Consider the following 19,327-nt stretch of genomic DNA (forward strand, 5'->3'; position numbering starts at 1 on the left):
AGGGAGTAACAGCATTTTGCTTGCGATAAGCTCAACAATCGAAGTAATAGAAGGCTTCTGGGCTTATCTTAATTTGTGAGACTTATGTGCTACAAGCATATGAGTCTCTTTTTTGTTAGAAGGGGGAAATTATTTTGGCTAAGAACTATTACGCGCAGACAAGTGCCGAAGTAGTTGAAGAATTAAAGACTTCAATTAGTTCTGGTTTGTCGAATGATGAAGCCAAAAAGAGATTAGCGGAGTACGGCGCTAATACTTTAGCTGCGAAAAAGAAGAAGAGCATGTTCATGCGCTTTGTTGACCAGTTTAAAGACTTTATGATTATCGTCTTAATCGTCGCTGCCATTTTAAGTGGGGTCGTTGCCCATGAATGGACCGATGCCGCCATTATTATGATCGTGGTTATTTTGAACGCTATCTTGGGTGTGATTCAAGAAGCCCGTTCTGAAGCAGCAATTGATGCCTTAAAGGAAATGGCCACGCCGAGTGCACACGTGCGCCGGGGGGATGCGATTTTAGAGATTCCAAGTACTGAACTAGTTCCAGGTGATATTGTATTACTTGAAGCTGGTGATGTAGTTCCCGCTGATTTGCGCTTAAACAGTGCTCACAGCTTAAAGATTGAAGAGTCGGCCTTAACGGGTGAATCTGTACCAGTTGATAAGAGTGATGAAACTTTACAAGGCAAGGACGTTGCTTTAGCTGACCGGATTAATATGGCTTATTCAAGCACTAATGTTACCTATGGCCGCGGCGAAGGGATCGTTGTTGGCACGGGGATGACCACGGAAGTTGGTAAGATTGCCACGATGCTTAACAACGCGGATGAAACGGACACACCGTTAAAGGAAAACTTGAACCATTTGGGCAAGACCTTAACGATTATGATCTTGATCATTTGTGCCGTGGTTTTTGCCGTTGGTGTCTTCACTAAGCAAGGCACGGAACCGATGAATGCCTTGCTCATTGATATATTCTTAGTTGCGGTTTCCTTAGCGGTGGCAGCCATTCCAGAAGGTTTGCCAGCAATTGTTACCATTATTTTGGCCTTAGGAACGCAAACGATGGCTAAGCACAAGGCAATTGTGCGTAAGTTGCCAGCTGTTGAAACTTTAGGGGCAACGGATATTATTTGTTCCGATAAGACAGGGACTTTAACCCAAAACCGGATGACAGTCGAAAAAGTCTATTATCGTGGCCGTTCACATGATGATAGTGATGAAATTGAAGCTGATAACCCGGCTTTGTTAGCCATGATTTTAGCTAACGATACTAAGATTGAAAATGGCGGGGACTTATTAGGGGATCCAACTGAAACTTCCCTGATTCAATATGCCTTTGATCAAAATCTTCCAGTCAATGATTTACTCACTGAATACAAGCGGGTGCAAGAAGTTCCATTTGACTCAGAAAGAAAGTTAATGAGTACCGTTAATAAATACGGTGATAAGTACTTCGTTGCCGTTAAGGGTGCTCCAGATGAATTATTGAAGCGGGTAACTTCGGTTAAGATTAATGGAGAAACGAGCCCAATCACTGCTGCCCAAAAGCAAGATATTTTGCAAACTAACCAAGACATGGCCAAAAAAGCCCTCAGAGTTTTGGGCCTAGCTTACAAGATTGTTGATCAGACTTATGCTGATCCAACAACGGATAATGTTGAGCAGGACTTAATCTTTGCCGGACTGGTCGGCATGATTGACCCTGAGCGTCCTGAAGCTAAAGCTGCAGTAGCTGAAGCTCATAGCGCCGGCATTAGAACCGTGATGATTACTGGTGACCACCAAGTCACCGCGCAAGCAATTGCCGAAAGATTAGGAATTTTAAAACCTGGTCACGATGAACGAGTCTTAACCGGAGCTCAGCTTGATGAATTAAGTGATGATTACTTCAAAGAACACGTAAGTGACTACAATGTTTATGCCCGGGTTTCCCCAGAACACAAAGTTAGAATTGTCAAAGCTTGGCAAGCTAACGGTAAGATTGTAGCCATGACTGGTGACGGGGTTAACGATGCGCCAAGTTTGAAGCAAGCTGATATCGGTATCGGGATGGGGATTACCGGTACTGAAGTTTCAAAAGGTGCCGCTGATATGGTCTTGGCCGATGATAATTTTGCGACGATCGTTGAAGCTGTTAAGCAAGGACGTAAAGTCTTTAGTAATATTCAAAAGGCCATCCTCTACTTAATGAGTTGTAACGTTGGTGAAGTCTTAACGGTCTTCATGATGACGATGCTGGGCTGGGACATTTTAGCACCAGTGCAATTACTTTGGATTAACTTGGTTACTGATACTTTGCCAGCGATTGCCTTAGGGGTTGAACCAGTGGAAGATGGCATTATGAAGCGTCAACCGCGGGGAAGAAAGTCAAACTTCTTCAGTGGCGGCGTGGCTAGTTCCATTATTTATCAAGGAATTTTGGAAGGGGTCTTAGTGCTAGGGGCTTACCAATTAGGCTTACATGTCGGACCTCACATTGATAATCCAGCCTTGCAACATGGGGATGCTTTGACCATGGCCTTCTTAACTTTAGGCTTAATCCAGCTCTTCCATGCCATTAATTCTAAGTACATCCACCAATCAATCTTTAGCAAGCATACATTTGTAAATAAGTGGTTCAATGGTGCCATTATTATTGCAGCTGTGATTATGGCTGCAGTGGAATTGCCATTTATGACTAAGTTCTTTGATGTGACTGAACTTGATGGTGGCCAATGGTTAGTCGTTTTACTAGCTGGAATTTGCATGATTTTAATTGTGGAAATTGTTAAATTCTTCGAAAGAAGAGCCGGTAAACAATAAAATTTGAGAAAATACTTGAAAAAGGCTTGAGGAGACTCAAGCTTTTTTTGTATGCTTAGAAGAAAATATATTTTTTCTAGGAAGATGTTTATGAAGAGTTTTTTATTTCGACTATATTTAAAATGGATGTGCTTTTTGGCACATTTTACGACGATGGAAGAAAATAATGTCGTCATCTTGAATGGCTCAGGCCGTTCCGGTTCTAATGGCTATTTATTTTATAAGTACTTGCAATTGAATCATCCAGAATTCAACGTAACTTTGGTTGAGCCTTGGCCATCCTCACACTTAAAGTGGGCGACTTGGCAAAAGATTGGGGCTGCCCGGTATGTCATTACCACCCACCAACCGTTTAAGGCAAGAAAAGGACAAATTAATGTACAATTCTGGCACGGCGTTCCACTTAAGCGGATGGGCAATATGGCTCATAACACGCTTCGGCGCGATACTAAACGCAATGGGAAGTTATGGGAGAAAAATGCAGACATCGTTACTTCTAGTTCGGATCTTTATGAAACCCTGATGAGCGCCTGCATGGCAATTTCAGGGAAAAAGTATCGCAAATTAGGCTTTCCGCGCTTGGACTACTTAAAAAAGCCCGTAATTTCAAAAGCAGAACTACTAAAAGATTTGTTTGATCAAGTTGATGAGCAGGCACAAATTGGAATTTACATGCCAACTTTTCGCTATGAATTAGAAGATCAGACGATCATGGATCAGATCAAACAGGGTAACTTCTTTGCCTTTGAAGATTTTGATGGGCAGCAGTTAAACGAAGCTTTGGCTCAGCGACACCAGTATTTAATTGTTAAATTGCATCCCTATGAAATGCGTCTGTTTGCTAGTTTCAAGAGTAATTATTCCAATATTGCTTTTTTAAATAATGATTACTTGTTTGACCACAACTATGACTTGTATGAATTATTAGGTGATACTGACTTTTTGATGACGGATTTTTCATCGATCTATTTTGACTACTTGTATTTAAATAAACCAATTATCTTCATCACCAACTTCTTAGCACAATATGAAAAGACACGAGGTCTATTAATGGGACCGTATGAAGAAATTACGCCAGGAATCTGCGTTAATTCCCAAACAGAATTAATCAAGACTTTGTCAGAATTAGACAACCAGCAAATTCGCAATCGTCGCCTTTATTGGCTAGATTTGACCAATCAGATCAAAGGGGACAATTATTGTGAGCAGATTTTTGACTATATGACAAAGCGATATAGGTGATCAAGAGTGAGAAGAACTTTTCTTAATATTGTTTATAATGCGGTTTACCAAGTATTCTTGGTCTTAGTGCCTTTGATTACAGTGCCGTATTTATCCCGGGTCTTAGGGCCGAAAACTTATGGGATCTATAGCAGTGTCAACAATACGGTGCAATTTTTGATGATCTTTTGTATTTTGTCCTTGTCCTATATTGGGATGCGGACAATTTCAAGAACGCGGACTTACGGCACGCCGCAAGAATTAACCGAAGCTTTTTGGGGCTTATGGTACTTTCAAGGGATTGCCGGAATTATCACCATCTTAGTGACAGTCCTCATTACTAGCATTTTTCATATTCAATACTGGAACTATTTATTATTAATGGTGCCGTATTTGATTTCTGCCCAAGTTGATATTTCTTGGTTCTTTCAAGGGTTAGCTGACTTTGGTCGGGTCGTTTTGAAAAATACGGCCGTTAAACTAGTTAGCGTGGTCTTAATTTTATTATGGGTTAAGTCACCAGCTGACCTCTGGAAGTACTTATTAATTATGTCGGTGTCAACCATGCTAGGCTCTTTTGTCTTTTGGTTTGATATTTGGCGCTATGTCGGCCGGCCAGTAGGGCATTTTTATAAATTTAAAACTACTTTGCGTTCTATCGTTATCTTGATGATTCCGCAAATTGCTACGCAAATCTATACTTCACTTGATAAACCCTTATTGGGAATTTTTCAAAACTCAACGCAAGTAGCCTTTTATGACAATTCTCAGCGAATTTCGAATATGGTCTTAGGGGTTATTACCAGTATTTCGCTGGTTATTATGCCGAAGATGGCGAGTGAAGGTAAAGATGAGCAAAAAGTTGTCATGAAGAAGTCACTAGAAGCGACCGTCATGCTGGGAACCTTGTTTGCCGTCATTATTATGGCCAACACCAAGCAATTTGTGCCTTTCTTTTTCGGGCAAAAATTTATTCCGATGACGCCGTTAATGTTTTTCTTCACGCTAACCATTATTATGATCCCAACGGGTGGGGTATTTGCTAACCAATTCGCCTTAGCCAATCACCGCGATAAGGAATATGCCTTTCCGGTAGTCATTGGGGCAATTTTAGAATTAGTACTCAGTTACTTCTTAGACCGGCATTTTGCGGCCGTCGGGGCCATGATTGCGATTTTAATTACGGAATTTATCGTGTTGATTCTGCGTTTATGGGTTGTCCGCGATGGCTATGATTTTAAATATGTCTTCCATGATGTACCAAAGTACTTTTTACTTGCTCTAATTACTTTAATTGTCGGCATGGTGATGCCTAACTTCATTCCTTCGGCTTTCTTTAATATGGCAGCTAAGTCAATCATCATGTTGTTAGTTTACTTAGGGTTAATGTTTATGATGAAGTTTGATTTTAACGAAGATATCAAGCAATTAATCAAGAACTTTTTTAAGCGAGGCAAAAAATGATTCCAAAAATTATTCATTATGTTTGGGTGGGGCGTAATCCTAAGTCGCCTTTAATTGAAGAATGTATTGCTACTTGGCGTAAAAAATTACCTGACTATCAAATTATTGAATGGAACGAAGATAATTTTGATATGCATGAAAATCGCTATATCGAGCAAGCTTATGCCGCCAAAAAGTGGGCCTTTGTTTCTGACTATATTAGAGCTAGAGCAATTGACGAACAGGGCGGAATCTATCTGGATACTGATGTGCGCGTGGTTGATAAGCTGGATCCCTTGTTAAATCATCAAGCCTTTATTGGCTTTGAAAATCAAGATTATTTGTCAGCGGCCATCTTTGGTGCTGAAAAAGGCCATCCCTTGATGAAGGATATCTTGGACTACTATCAAGATCGGGATTTTGAATTTGATCAAAATAATCAAATGGCGGGCGTTAACAGTTTATCGGTCACCGATATTTTAAAGAAAAACTATGGCCTCAAAACTGGCAATATTGAACAAGAATTACGGACAGGGATTCATGTCTATCCAGATGGCGTCTTATGTAATCCGAGTGCTGAATCTAAAACTATCCATTTATTTACTGGCAGTTGGATGAATGGCAAACATTCTTGGAAGCAAAAGTTAGTTTTAAATATTAAGCGGCACTTGTCAACGCCTAAACAAGCAGGCCTGTATCAGAAGTTGATTCGCTAATGAATGAAAGAGAATTACAAGCGCTAGTTGAGCAAATTTCGTTGCAATCTTTTGGCCGACCCTTTAAGCACCGAGTAAAGATTAATCGTCGCATGCGCACCACTGGTGGCCGCTATCATCTAGATGATCACCACCTTGAAATCAATGCGCATTTTCTTACTCCAGAACATACTGAAGATTTGGTAGGAATTATCAAACATGAATTATGCCACTACCATTTACATTTGTTAGGGTTAGGTTATCGTCACCGTGATCAGGATTTTAAGCAATTACTCAAAAAAGTTGGCGGCAGTCGCTATGCGCCTGATATTGGTTTAAGAAAAAAGCAACAGCTGCACTATCTTTATCGCTGCCAAAATTGTCAGCGTGAATATCCGCGGGTGCGCCGGCTTAATGTGCGCCGTTATGTGTGCGGTAAGTGCCACGGTAAATTACGCTTGGTGAAAAAGTGGCCATAAATTTTAAATTTTTCCTTGCATTCGCCCGTAAAGTAAGTTACTATAGTTAAGTACCGCGGGCGTGGCGGAATGGCAGACGCGCAAGACTAAGGATCTTGTGATCGCTTTTAGATCGTGGAAGTTCGAGTCTTCTCGCCCGCACCAATAAGAAGTCGCTGTTGAGCGACTTCTTTTTTTTACATAAAAATCAGAGCCAATACTTCATTTTTATTTTTGGCAAGTTATACTTAAATTTAACGGGTTAAATGAAGATAAGGAAATCGACATGGCTAAAAAACGAAGAAAAAAAGGAATTCCTAAAAGTATTAAAATTATTGTCCGCACCTTTATCATCTTGTTTGTGTTACTGGTGGCCTTTGTAGCCTTTCGCTACTATCGCCGTTATGCTGTACAAAGTGAACAAATTCGTCAAGAGCAATTGCAGCGCAAGCAAGAACAAGAAAAGTTAATGCGTGAGCGGCGCGCTTTTATTAAAAAGATTGGACCGATTGCGCAAGAAGTGGATAAGTCCTTTGATTTATTGCCAAGTATTACGATTGCGCAAGCTTGTCTGGAAAGTAATTATGGTCAAAGCGACTTGTCGCAAAAGTATAATAACTTGTTTGGAGTTAAGGGAACTAATCCGAATACTTCGGCCATTTTATCAACTAAAGAATATGTCAAGGGAAAGTGGATTACCGTTAAGGCGCGCTTTCAAATTTATGATTCTTATGAAGCCTCTATTCGGGCTCATGCACGGCTGTTTCAAAATGGAACAAGCTGGAATCATCACCAATATCAGCATGTGCTAAAGGCGAAAGATTATCGGGCGCAGGCGAAAGCCTTAGTTAAAGATGGCTATGCCACTGATCCCAATTATGCGGATAAGTTGATTAATTTAATTGAACAATTTAATTTAGAGAAATACGATCAATAATTTGAAAAAGAGGGAAACTATTTGGTTAATAAAAGTACGACTCCAATGATGGAGCAATATTATGAAATTAAGAAGCAATATCCAGATGCCTTTCTTTTTTATCGGGTAGGCGATTTTTACGAATTGTTTGAAGATGATGCAGTTAAGGGTGCCCAAATTTTGGAGTTAACTTTGACTCACCGGTCAAATAAAACCGAAAATCCAGTTCCAATGGCAGGTGTCCCACATCAAGCTGTGGATAGTTATGTGAATACTTTGGTGGAAAAGGGTTATAAAGTTGCTCTGTGTGAACAACTTGAAGATCCAAAGAAAGCTAAAGGCATGGTGAAGCGCGGGATTATTCAATTAGTAACGCCAGGAACCATGATGGCAGAAGGCCCAACTGAAGCCAAAGAATCCAATTATTTAACTTCAGTAGTTACTAGTAAGGCTGGCTTTGGCTTAGCTTACAGTGATTTATCCACCGGTGAAATTTATGCCACCCATTTAAAGGATTTTGCGGCAGTTTCTAACGAATTATTGTCACTAAGAACCCGAGAAGTTGTGTATAACGGACCTTTAACAGCAGAAAACCAGGACTTTTTATACAAGGCAAATATTACCGTTTCAGAACCGACGCCTTTAAGCGGTGAGCATGCGGAAATTTCTTACGTTGAGCAAAGTTTGCATAATCAATTAGAAAAATTAGCAACAGAGCAATTAGTGGGCTATTTATTATCAACGCAAAAGCGGAGTTTAGCTCACTTGCAGGTAGCGCAAAGTTATGAAGTTAGCCAGTACTTACAAATGTCGCATGTGGTACAAAATAACTTGGAATTAGTGGCTTCGGCGAAGACTGGTAAGAAGATGGGGTCACTATTTTGGGTAATTGATAAAACCCACACGGCTATGGGGGCCCGGTTACTTAAGCAGTGGCTAGCCCGGCCACTGCTATCTGTTGAGGCGATTAACCACCGGCAAGATATGGTGCAAGCTTTATTAGATGGCTACTTTACGCGTGAAAATGTCATTGATGCCTTAAAGGGTGTGTATGACTTAGAGCGGTTGACCGGACGGATTGCCTTTGGCAATGTAAATGCCCGGGAATTATTACAATTATCCCGTTCTTTGCACGCTGTCCCGGTGATTTTAGATGCGTTAATGCAGTCTGATAGTCCGGATTTAAAGAATTTTGCCCAGGAGATTGATCCGTTAAAGGGTGTAGCGGAATTAATTTCAACGACTTTGGTCAAAGATCCCCCAATCTTAACGACTGAGGGTGGTTTGATTCAAGATGGTGTTGATCAACAACTGGATCGCTACCGAGATGCCATGAATAATGGGAAAAAATGGCTGGCCCAAATGCAGGCTGAAGAACGGGAAAAGACGGGCATTGATAACCTGAAAGTTGGTTATAACAAGGTCTTTGGCTATTACTTGCAAGTTTCTAATGGTAATAAGGATAAGGTGCCATTAGATCGCTACACCCGTAAGCAAACTTTAACCAATGCGGAGCGGTATATTACCCCAGAGTTAAAAGAGCATGAAAACTTAATCATGGAAGCCCAAACTCGTTCTACCGATTTGGAGTACGATCTTTTTGTTAAGTTGCGGGATGAAGTGAAAAAATATATTCCAGCTTTACAAAAACTGGGAAATCAATTAGCTGCCCTAGATGTTTATACCGGTTTTACCACGGTAGCAGAACAAAATAATTATTGTCGGCCAAGTTTCCATACTGATAGTCAAGACATTAAGGTCATTGCTGGACGTCACCCAGTGGTTGAAAAGGTCATGACCGCCGGCTCTTATATTCCAAATGATGTGAAGATGGATGAGCAGACGAATGTTTATTTGATTACGGGACCAAACATGTCTGGTAAAAGTACTTATATGCGGCAGATGGCCCTGATTGCGGTCATGGCGCAGGTGGGCTGCTTTGTTCCTGCGGATCAAGCTGATTTGCCAATTTTTGACCAAATTTTCACGCGTATTGGAGCTGCCGATGACTTAATTTCTGGACAAAGTACCTTTATGGTGGAAATGAGTGAAGCTAATGAAGCTTTGCAATATGCCACTAAGCGGAGTTTAGTTTTATTTGATGAAATTGGACGAGGAACTGCAACTTATGACGGCATGGCCTTAGCTGGTGCCATTGTTAAATACTTGCATGATAAAGTTGGTGCTAAGACTTTGTTTGCGACCCACTATCATGAATTAACGAGTATGGATCAGACTTTGGCTCACTTAAAGAACATTCATGTTGGTGCCACTGAAGAAAATGGTAAGCTGATCTTTTTACATAAGATCTTGCCAGGCCCAGCTGATCAGAGTTACGGAATTCACGTCGCCCAATTGGCAGGGTTACCGCATAAGGTCTTGCGTGAAGCAACTAAATTATTGAAGCGTCTTGAAGCCCAAGGGGCTAGTGAATTAGGCCCAGCTAGTCAGCAGCTTGATTTGTTTACAGCTGAAGCGGCACCTGCACCCGCAGAAGAAGTGAGTGAAGAGATTTCTCCAGCTAAACAAGATGTGTTAGATCAAATTTCTAATTTGTATTTAGCTGATAAAACACCGCTAGAAGTAATGCAACTGGTTGCCGATTGGCAAGATGATTTGAAGGATGACAAGCAATAATGGCAAAAATTCATGAGCTGTCAGAAAATTTAAGTAATCAAATTGCGGCCGGAGAAGTCATTGAACGGCCAGCTAGCGTGGTCAAAGAATTAGTTGAAAATTCCATTGATGCTGGCGCAAGCCGGATTCGGGTTGATTTTGTCGATAGCGGTCTCAAGCAAATTGTGGTCCAAGACAATGGTTCGGGGATTGCTAAAGATCAGATTGATTTAGCCTTTACGCGCCACGCGACTAGTAAAATTAATAATGAACATGATTTATTTAATGTCGCCACCCTGGGCTTTAGAGGTGAAGCTTTAGCCTCTATTGCGGCAGTTGCTCACATCGAAATTTTAACTAATACTGCTAATGGGATTGGCAGCCGAGCTGTTTTTAGTGGTGGTAGTAAGCTTACGCAAGAAGATGGTGCTAGTGCCCAAGGAACGAAAATTACGGTTAAGGACCTCTTCTTTAATACACCGGCAAGGTTAAAATACCTGCGCAGCCCTCGCACTGAAATGGTGAAGATTGTGGATATCATTAATCGAATTGCCTTAGGTTATCCCCAAATTGCTTTAACTTTATCTAATAAAGGCAAAGTGCTGCTGCGTACGCCTGGTAATGGCAAATTGCCGCAAACAGTTGCCACGGTTTATGGCCGCCATATTGCTGAAAAAATGGTAGCGATTAAAAATGATGATAGTGATTTTCAAGTTGCTGGCTTGATCTCTAAGCCAGAATTGACACGCTCGACGCGTAACTTTATTTCAATTCTGCTCAATGGGCGGTATATTCGTAATTTTAAATTGGCAACTGCCGTCATGGATGGCTATGGCTCCAAGCTAACAGCTAAGCACTATCCTATTGCAATTATTTCGATTAAAGTAGATCCGCTATTGGTTGATGTGAATGTGCATCCCACTAAGCAAGAAGTCCGTTTGTCGAAAGAAAAGGAGTTAGGGCGCTTAATTACTAGTGCTGTCAGTGCGGCTTTAATTGATAAAGGACAAGAGATCGACGCTTTAGCCAATCTTGAGCAGCCAAAAGACACGTTAGTGGACCAACTGCAGTTTAATTTAAATAAAAATGTGGTGAATACTAAACGTGAAGTGGAGCCGGTTCCGGAGGTCCATGAAAGCGCGCCTGCTTTTTCTGAAAGTAACACCACTAATCATTATGTTGATTTAACTAAGCCGCGGAGTGACTCACGGTACGTAATTACGCCAACTTGGCGCGAAAATGTGCAAAAGCAAATTGCTTTAACGCCGTTTAATCAAACTAAAAGTCAAACCGAAGTGATTTCGGCAGGAGATGCAACCTTAGCTAATAATCTGCCAGAGTTAACTTTTGTCGGGCAAACGGACCTGTATTTATTGGCTCAAAGCAAGGGTGATCTATTCTTAGTTGATCAAGTGGCGGCTCGACGGCGGCTAGCTTTTGAAAGAATCAAAAAAGCAATGAATGCGACCAAGATTACCCAGCAAGGTTTGTTAACACCGATTGTCTTAGAATTTGGTAATCTAGATTTTTTACAGATTAAGGATAAATTGGCCGAGTTTAAAAAGATCGGTATCTATCTGGAAAATTTCGGTCAAGATAGTTTTATCGTGCGCTCTTACCCCACTTGGATTAAGGGTGATACTGAAGAATCATTGCGGCTGATTTTAGCTGATTATTTAGATCAAGCCAAAACTGACTTTAGTCATTTATTTAATGATATTGCGGCTAAGCAAGCTAAAAAAGAAGTTAGTGGTCGCATTAAGTTATCGGCAGGTGAGGCCAGTGAATTACTGGCGGATTTAAGACAGTGCTTAGATCCTTATCGCGACGCAGAAGGACACTTAACTTTAGTTAAATTGAGTCAAACTGATTTACGTAAAATGTTTAAAAAGGATGAATAAGGATGTACGAATTTCTTGAAGGAATAATTGCAGAAATTACGCCAAGTTATATCGTGGTCAATGTTAATGGGGTGGGCTATAAGGTATATAGTCCAACGCCATTTGCCTACCAACAAGGAGAAAAGGCCAAGGTTTTTGTTGAACAAAACTTCAGTGATAATAATGGCTTTACGTTATATGGGTTTCAAAGTCAAAATGCTAAAGGCTTATTTTTAAAATTATTAAGCGTTAGCGGTATTGGACCCAAATCAGCTTTAGCAATTATGGCCGCTGAAGATAGTGATTCCTTAGCTGAAGCAATTGAACAAGGTGAAGTAAAATACTTAACCCGTTTTCCTGGCGTCGGTAAGAAGACGGCTTCGCAGATTGTGCTGGACTTAAAAGGAAAACTTGGCGACTTTGTTAGCCGCCTTGAACGGCAAGATAGTGCTGATGAAGCAGTTACGCCTGCTTTGCATGATGCCTTGCTTGCTTTACTTGCTCTGGGCTATACGCAAAAAGAAGTTGACCGCATTACGCCAAAATTGGAAGCAACTGATGCCAAGACGGCTGACCAATATATTAAAAAAGGCTTAGCACTTTTGCTTAAGAAGTAAGAGTTTTGGTATAATGAACGCTAGTTTGTGAATTCTAAAATAGGGAAGTGAATTTGGTGGTAGAAAAAGATGATGCCGTAACTTCTGGTGAAGTGGAAAATCCCGATGAAGAACAAATGGAATTGTCCCTCAGACCCCAAAGTTTAGATCAATATTTAGGACAAGAGCGCGTTAAACGCGAGATGGCTGTTTATATTAAAGCGGCTAAGCAGCGTGATGAAGCTTTAGACCATGTTTTGCTTTACGGACCACCAGGTCTGGGGAAGACAACCTTGGCCTTTGTGATTGCCAACGAATTAGGGGTACATTTGAAGAGTACGAGTGGACCAGCGATTGAAAAAGCTGGTGACTTAGTAGCGCTACTTTCAGACCTTGATCCGGGGGATGTTTTGTTTATTGATGAAATCCACCGTCTGCCGAAGCCAATTGAAGAAGTGCTCTATTCGGCCATGGAAGACTACTATGTTGATATTGTGATTGGCGAAGGTGAAACCACGCATGCTGTTCATGTGCCTTTACCACCATTTACTTTAATTGGGGCAACGACCTTAGCTGGACAGTTGTCAGCGCCGTTGCGCGATCGGTTCGGGATTGTCGAACACATGCAATATTATACGATCGATGAACTAGAACAAATTATCCAGCGCTCTAGTGAAGTTTTCCATACTTCAATTGCGCCGGAAGCAGCGCTAGAATTGGCTCGTCGTTCGCGGGGAACTCCGCGGGTAGCTAACCGCTTGTTAAGACGGGTTCGCGATTTTGCGGAAGTTAAGGGTGAAAGTACGATTTCACTAGAGACAACGACTCACGCCTTAAAGCAACTTCAGGTTGATGATGAAGGCCTAGATTTAACTGATCGTAAACTTCTTCGAACTATGATTGAAGGTTATAGCGGCGGTCCCGTGGGAATTAGAACTTTAGCAGCCAATATTGGTGAAGATGTGGAAACGATTGAATCGCTTTATGAGCCATATTTATTGCAGCATGGTTTTATTTTACTAACGCCGCGCGGAAGAGTGGCAACGGAAAAGGCATATTTACAATTAGGCTTGCCAATTCCGCATCAAGATTGATGGAAATCATTTTTACTGTATAATTGAGTTAATACATATTTTTATTTTTTGAGGTGAAGAGATTGAACAATTTATTTTTAGCTGCCCCAGCTGCGGGCGGTGGTAACATGATGATGATCTTAATGATTATTGTGCTGATTGCCTTTACTTACTTTGGCATGATTCGTCCACAAAAAAAGCAACAACAAAAGCGGATGCAAATGATGGACAAGTTAAAGAAGGGCGACAGCGTAGTCTTAGTTGATGGTTTACACGGTAAGATCGATTCAATTAATGACAAAGATAAGACTGTTGTCGTTGATGCCGACGGGATTTACTTAACTTTCAGCCGGATGGCCGTTAGACAAGTAATTCCAGCAGCTGCCACTCCTGCTACTGATGAAAAGGCTGATCAAGCAGAAGAAGCTAAGCCAGCTGAACCTGCTAAGGAAGCAGACGCAACTGAACCTGCTGCTGGTGAACCAACTGAAGATCAAGACGAAAAATAGTTAAACGAGCAAAAAGACGTTGTTGTAACGCCTTTTTATTTTTTTCAAAAAAATCTTGTTGTAAAATAAAAATGATTAATTAGTGCAATCTGGGGGGATCCAAAATTGAAGAATATACCTGTGATTATGATCATTTTTGGTGGGAGTGGAGATTTAGCTCACCGCAAACTTTATCCAGCCTTATTCAATCTTTATGAACAAGGTCTTATTCATGATAACTTTGCCGTTATCGGGACTGCGCGTCGACCTTGGTCACATGAATATTTACGTGAGCAAGTTAGTGATGCAGTTCATGAAACGCATAATGAAGTTAATGAAAATGATTTGAAGGAATTTGCCAGTCACTTCTATTATCAATCACACGATGTGACTAACGTTGAACACTACGTCACCTTAAAAGAATTAGCCCAAGACTTGGATGACCGTTACTGTGCTCATGGCAACCGTCTTTTCTACATGGCCATGGCACCAAGATTCTTTGGCACAATTGCGACTCATATCAATGATCAGCATTTAACTGGTAGCGGCTTTAACCGGATTGTGGTGGAAAAGCCATTTGGTCGTGATTTAGCTTCAGCTGAAGAATTGAACAAGCAAATTACTGCTTCTTTTGATGAAAGTGAAATTTTCCGCATTGATCATTATCTTGGTAAGGAAATGATTCAGAATATTTTGCCAATGCGCTTTACTAATCCATTAATTAAAAATATTTGGAATAGTGACAATATTAAGAATATTCAAGTAACACTAGCTGAGCGTTTAGGAGTTGAAGCACGTGGTGGATATTATGAAACTTCTGGTGCTTTGCGTGATATGGTGCAAAACCATATTTTCCAAATTATTACTTTACTCGCTATGCCAGAACCAGAAAATATTTCAGCTGAAGCCATTCACAAGGCAAAAGGGAAATTACTAGCTAGCTTAGTGATGCCAACTGAAGCAGACATTAAGCAACACTTTGTCAGAGGACAATATGCTGGTAGTGATACTACTTTTGCTTACCGTCAAGAACCAAATGTGGCTGAAGATTCAACCACAGAAACTTTTGCGGCCGGTGAGGTTAAATTCAGTAAGGGTCCAATTGCTGGCGTGCCAATTTATTTCCGGACTGGGAAAGAATTTAAAGAAAAGAAGAGCCGCATTGATATTGTCTTAAAGCATATGAATAATCCATATGGTCGGGCGCATTCTAACAATATTACGATTGTCATCGATCCTCAGAGTGAAATTTATATCACGATTAATGGCAAGAAGATTCGTGAAGCAGGAATTCGCCGGGAAAATCTTGATTACACCTTTTCTAAGGAAGAGATGGCACAAGTTCCAGATGGCTACGAACGATTATTACACGATGTCTTCGTCAATGATTCTACTAACTTTACTCACTGGAGTGAATTAAAGCGTTACTGGGAATATATTGATACCATTGAAGCTGCTTGGCAAAAAGAAAACGAAAGTGGACAAGCTGAAATTCCACAATATCCACCTTATCGGATGGGACCAAAAGAAGCTTGTGATATTTTTGAAAGTGCAACTGAACACTGGATTTATGAATAAAAACAAAGATGAAAATTTGTTGCCTAAAAATGACATCCATCGCCGGATTATCCATCTGGATATGGATGCTTTTTATGCTTCAGTTGAGATGAGGGATCATCCAGAACTGCGGCATAAGGCTTTAGTTGTCGCGCATGATCCGCGTGAGTATCACGGTCATGGTGTGATCACTACTGCTAATTATTTGGCCCGCCAATATGGGGTGGGAAGCGCGATGCCAGCCATCAAGGCCGTGCAACAGGTCCCCAAAGATTTATTAGTTTTTGTGCCACCTAATTTTGAAAAGTATCGGGCGGTTTCTGCGGAAATTCATGAAATCATGCATGAAGTCACCGACAAAGTGCAGTCTGTTTCTTTAGATGAAGCTTATTTAGATGTGACGCAGAATAAGCTAGGCGATTATCCTTCAGTGGCCTTAGGTAATTATTTACAAGAAAAGATTTATCGTCAGACTGGTTTAACCTCATCTTTTGGGGTAACTTATAATAAATTCTTAGCCAAAATGGGTTCTGAATATGCCAAACCGTTTGGTAAAACCGTCATTTTGCCAGAAGAAGCACTGGACTTTTTAGCTAAACAAGATATTAGTAAGTTCCCAGGCGTTGGTAAAAAGACGCAGGTACTTTTACGAGAAATGGGCATTAACACTGGGGCAGATTTACAGCAGGTGAGTGTGCAGTTTTTAATTGATCATTTCAAAAAGATGGGCTATGTGTTGGCTATGCATTCCCGCGGCATTGATCTTAGTCCTGTTGAATGGCAACGCCAGCGCAAGTCAATTGGCAAAGAGCGGACTTTTGAGCCTAGTATTTTTGAAGAGCAGACAGCTTTAACCCAATTGCGTAAATATAGTAATGAAGTGGCAAAAATCTTGCAGGAACAGAATTTAATGGCAACCTGTGTAGTATTGAAGATTAGGGATACCAATTTTGAAACTGTTACCCGCAGAAGAATGTTGAAGAAAGCTACGACTGATGGACATGAAATTTTTGCCCAAGCTCGTTGGCTGTTTCAAGCTTTGCCAGAATTTTTAGAGCGGGGGATTCGCCTGTTGGGAGTATCGGTCACTAACTTAGAACAAAAGCAATATCAAGAAACGAATCTGTTTGAGACTTTATGAAGTTTTACTTGAAGGCTATCTTACAGGTGCGTTTTTCTGTTAAACTAAAAGATAACAATTTAGAAGAGAGGAATTATTTTCAATGAGTACTTTTGACGAAATCTATCAAAAAATAAAAGCATATCCAACCATCATTTTGCACCGTCATACTAGTCCCGATCCAGATGCCATCGGTTCACAAGCTGGTTTAGCTCGTGCTTTAAGAGCTAAATTTCCAGATAAGAAGATCTTATGTGCCGGAGAAAATGACGAAGGCGACTTAGCTTGGATTAACACGATGGATGAAGTTAAGCCCGAAGACTACAAGGGCGCTTTAGTCATTACTACTGATACTGCTAATACCCCAAGAATTTCTAATAAAAATTACGACAAGGGTAACTTTTTAATTAAGATTGATCACCACCCAGATGTTGATCCTTATGCTGACATGAGCTATGTTGATCCAGATGCTCCAGCTGCCAGTGAAATCGTAGTTGATTTCTTAAACGCTGAAGGCTTTGAAATTACGCCTGAAGTGGCTTACCCACTTTACGCCGGAATTGTTGGTGATACTGGGCGCTTTATGTATCAAGAAACTAGCGCCCATACTTTTGATGTGGCTTCACAATTAGCTTCAACTGGGATTAACATCACTGAAATTGCCCGTAATATTAGTGATGTTACTTTTGCTCAAGCCAAACTTCAAGCAGCAGTTATGGACTATATGACTGTTGACCCAAGTGGGGCTGCTTATGCGGTTTTAACCCAAGCTGATTTAAAGAAATTAGGTGTGACTGAAGATCAAGCTTCAGTTACCGTTTCTACTCCAGGTCGAATCAAAGATGTCATTGCTTGGAACGTTTTTGTTGAAAAACCAGATGGCACTTACCGAGTTCACTACCGTTCAAAGGGTCCTGTAATTAACCACTTAGCAGAAAAGCACGATGGTGGTGGTCATGCTTTAGCCAGCGGTGCTAATGCGCAAGACATGGACGAAGTTAAGCAAATTTTTGCTGAAGTCGTAGATGTAACAAAGAAATACAATGAAGAACATGAATAATACTTTTACTGATTCAAGAATTAGACCAGAATTGCAAACTGGTCTGGAAAAGATTCATTTTGATAAGCCCACTGAAGTACAAGAACGGGTAATTCCTGCCTTACTTTCACGGGTAAACGTGGTTGTTCAAGCCGCTACTGGTTCAGGTAAGACTCATGCTTATTTAGTGCCGGTTTTTAATGATATTGATGAAACCAAAAATTATGTCCAAGCCATCATTACTGCACCAAGCCGGGAATTAGCTGATCAACTCTATCAAGTAGCAAAACAGTTGCGCAAAGCTTCAGGTTTAGATATCTCAATTGGTCATTTAGCAGGGGGAACTGATCGTGAGCGCCAATTAGCTAAAATGGCTAATAAAAAGCCCCAACTGGTCATTGCCACCCCAGGACGGTTGCTAGACTTTGTCGAAAAAAAAGTTTTTGCAGTCGATTCAGTTAAAGACTTTATCATCGATGAAGCTGATATGACCCTAGATATGGGCTTTTTAGCAGATATTGATAAAGTTGCGGCTAAATTACCCAAAGATGTTTTGTTTGCAGCCTTTTCAGCGACCATTCCAGTTAAATTAGCTAACTTCTTGCGTAAATACATGGCTCATCCAGATGAAATTATCATTGATAATCCAGCCGTGATTGCGCCAACGATTAAGAATGACTTGCTCGATATTGGTTCTAAAGACCGCAAGAACGTTTTGTACAAGTTACTGACGCTGGGTCAACCATATTTAGCTTTGGTTTTTGCCAATACTAAGCAAAAAGTTGATGAATTGGTTAACTTTTTACAAGATCAAGGTCTTAAAGTAGCTAAGATTCACGGTGGGATTACTGAACGTGAACGTAAGCGGACCTTGCGCCAGGTTGAACAGGGGCAATTCCAGTATGTAGTTGCCAGTGACCTAGCTGCCCGTGGTCTTGACATTGATGGGGTCAGCTTAGTTATTAACTATGAAGTGCCGCGGGACTTGGAATTCGTCATTCACCGTATTGGGCGTACCGGACGTAACGGCTTACCGGGTCATGCCATCACTTTGATTCGTGAAGAAGAAATGAAGCGGATCCAAGAATTAGAAAACATGGGTGTTCATTTTGACTTTGTCGAACTTAAACATGGTGAGTTAGTACCCCGTAAGCATTACCGCAGTCGGGAAAATCGTCAGGGTAAAAACCGTAAGCTTGATACTAAGTTAGTCGGTTACGTTAAAAAAGAAAAGAGAATACGAAAGCCTGGCTACAAGAAAAAAATTAAGCGGGCAATTCAAGAAGATAACCGGCAAAAGCGTAAGCTGGAACAACGTCATGAAATTAGAAAAGCTAAGCGTTTAAGAAAACGCAAGCGTGAACAAGGACGTTGACAAACGCCCAGCAAGTAGTACAATTATTTTCAGCTTAAGATATGTC

General features: G+C 40.8%; 15 protein-coding genes and 1 tRNA gene. All 16 read left to right on the forward strand.

Features of this window, described 5'->3' with window-relative positions; translation table 11 throughout:
* The first annotated feature begins 134 nt into the window (after positions 1-134).
* The 16 genes from EJK17_RS07010 (at position 135) to EJK17_RS07085 (ending at position 19,281) form a co-directional block, all read left to right on the forward strand.
* The gene (locus EJK17_RS07010) at positions 135-2,804 is read left to right on the forward strand and encodes a calcium-translocating P-type ATPase, PMCA-type (protein WP_103660744.1); all 2,670 of its coding nucleotides are present in this window, start codon (positions 135-137) and stop codon (positions 2,802-2,804) included.
* Between the two features lie 90 nt (positions 2,805-2,894).
* A complete protein-coding gene (locus tag EJK17_RS07015) occupies positions 2,895-4,046 on the forward strand; it encodes a CDP-glycerol glycerophosphotransferase family protein (protein ID WP_103660743.1) in 1,152 nt (383 codons plus the stop codon).
* 6 nt (positions 4,047-4,052) lie between these two features.
* Positions 4,053-5,489: an oligosaccharide flippase family protein gene (locus tag EJK17_RS07020; RefSeq protein ID WP_103660742.1), complete on the forward strand. Its 1,437-nt coding sequence runs from the start codon at positions 4,053-4,055 to the stop codon at positions 5,487-5,489.
* Positions 5,486-6,184: a glycosyltransferase family 32 protein gene (locus EJK17_RS07025; RefSeq protein WP_103660741.1), complete on the forward strand. Its 699-nt coding sequence runs from the start codon at positions 5,486-5,488 to the stop codon at positions 6,182-6,184. The genes EJK17_RS07020 and EJK17_RS07025 overlap by 4 nt, the downstream gene beginning before the upstream one ends.
* On the forward strand, positions 6,184-6,642 hold the full coding sequence (locus EJK17_RS07030; protein WP_103660740.1) for a SprT family protein: 459 nt from the start codon (positions 6,184-6,186) through the stop codon (positions 6,640-6,642). Before EJK17_RS07025 ends, EJK17_RS07030 begins: the two co-directional genes overlap by 1 nt.
* A gap of 55 nt (positions 6,643-6,697) precedes the next feature.
* Positions 6,698-6,786, forward strand: a tRNA-Leu gene (locus EJK17_RS07035).
* Positions 6,787-6,907: 121 nt separating this feature from the next.
* A complete protein-coding gene (locus tag EJK17_RS07040; RefSeq protein ID WP_103660739.1) occupies positions 6,908-7,558 on the forward strand; it encodes a glycoside hydrolase family 73 protein in 651 nt (216 codons plus the stop codon).
* Positions 7,559-7,603: 45 nt separating this feature from the next.
* Positions 7,604-10,174, forward strand: coding sequence for a DNA mismatch repair protein MutS (gene mutS, locus EJK17_RS07045; protein WP_127796302.1), 2,571 nt, complete (start codon positions 7,604-7,606; stop codon positions 10,172-10,174).
* On the forward strand, positions 10,174-12,054 hold the full coding sequence (mutL, locus tag EJK17_RS07050) for a DNA mismatch repair endonuclease MutL (protein ID WP_103660738.1): 1,881 nt from the start codon (positions 10,174-10,176) through the stop codon (positions 12,052-12,054). Before mutS ends, mutL begins: the two co-directional genes overlap by 1 nt.
* Before the next feature lie 2 nt (positions 12,055-12,056).
* Positions 12,057-12,650, forward strand: a complete 594-nt coding sequence (ruvA, locus tag EJK17_RS07055; protein ID WP_103660737.1) for a Holliday junction branch migration protein RuvA — start codon at positions 12,057-12,059, stop codon at positions 12,648-12,650.
* Positions 12,651-12,706: 56 nt separating this feature from the next.
* Positions 12,707-13,723: a Holliday junction branch migration DNA helicase RuvB gene (gene ruvB / locus EJK17_RS07060; protein WP_168180756.1), complete on the forward strand. Its 1,017-nt coding sequence runs from the start codon at positions 12,707-12,709 to the stop codon at positions 13,721-13,723.
* A 62-nt stretch (positions 13,724-13,785) separates the two neighbouring features.
* The gene (yajC, locus tag EJK17_RS07065; protein WP_168180758.1) at positions 13,786-14,211 is read left to right on the forward strand and encodes a preprotein translocase subunit YajC; all 426 of its coding nucleotides are present in this window, start codon (positions 13,786-13,788) and stop codon (positions 14,209-14,211) included.
* 105 nt (positions 14,212-14,316) lie between these two features.
* The gene (gene zwf, locus EJK17_RS07070) at positions 14,317-15,768 is read left to right on the forward strand and encodes a glucose-6-phosphate dehydrogenase (RefSeq protein ID WP_103660734.1); all 1,452 of its coding nucleotides are present in this window, start codon (positions 14,317-14,319) and stop codon (positions 15,766-15,768) included.
* Positions 15,761-16,888 carry a DNA polymerase IV gene (gene dinB / locus EJK17_RS07075; protein ID WP_201738249.1) on the forward strand — a complete coding sequence of 376 codons (1,128 nt, stop codon included), beginning with the start codon at positions 15,761-15,763 and terminating at the stop codon, positions 16,886-16,888. The genes zwf and dinB overlap by 8 nt, the downstream gene beginning before the upstream one ends.
* Positions 16,889-16,970: 82 nt before the next feature.
* Positions 16,971-17,927, forward strand: a complete 957-nt coding sequence (locus EJK17_RS07080; RefSeq protein WP_103660732.1) for a DHH family phosphoesterase — start codon at positions 16,971-16,973, stop codon at positions 17,925-17,927.
* Positions 17,920-19,281 (forward strand): DEAD/DEAH box helicase, encoded by a 1,362-nt coding sequence (locus EJK17_RS07085; protein ID WP_103660897.1) that lies wholly within the window; start codon positions 17,920-17,922, stop codon positions 19,279-19,281. Before EJK17_RS07080 ends, EJK17_RS07085 begins: the two co-directional genes overlap by 8 nt.
* Positions 19,282-19,327: the final 46 nt, after the last annotated feature.

It is taken from the genome of Lactobacillus xujianguonis (assembly GCF_004009905.1).
GTDB classification, from domain to species: Bacteria; Bacillota; Bacilli; order Lactobacillales; family Lactobacillaceae; genus Lactobacillus; species Lactobacillus xujianguonis.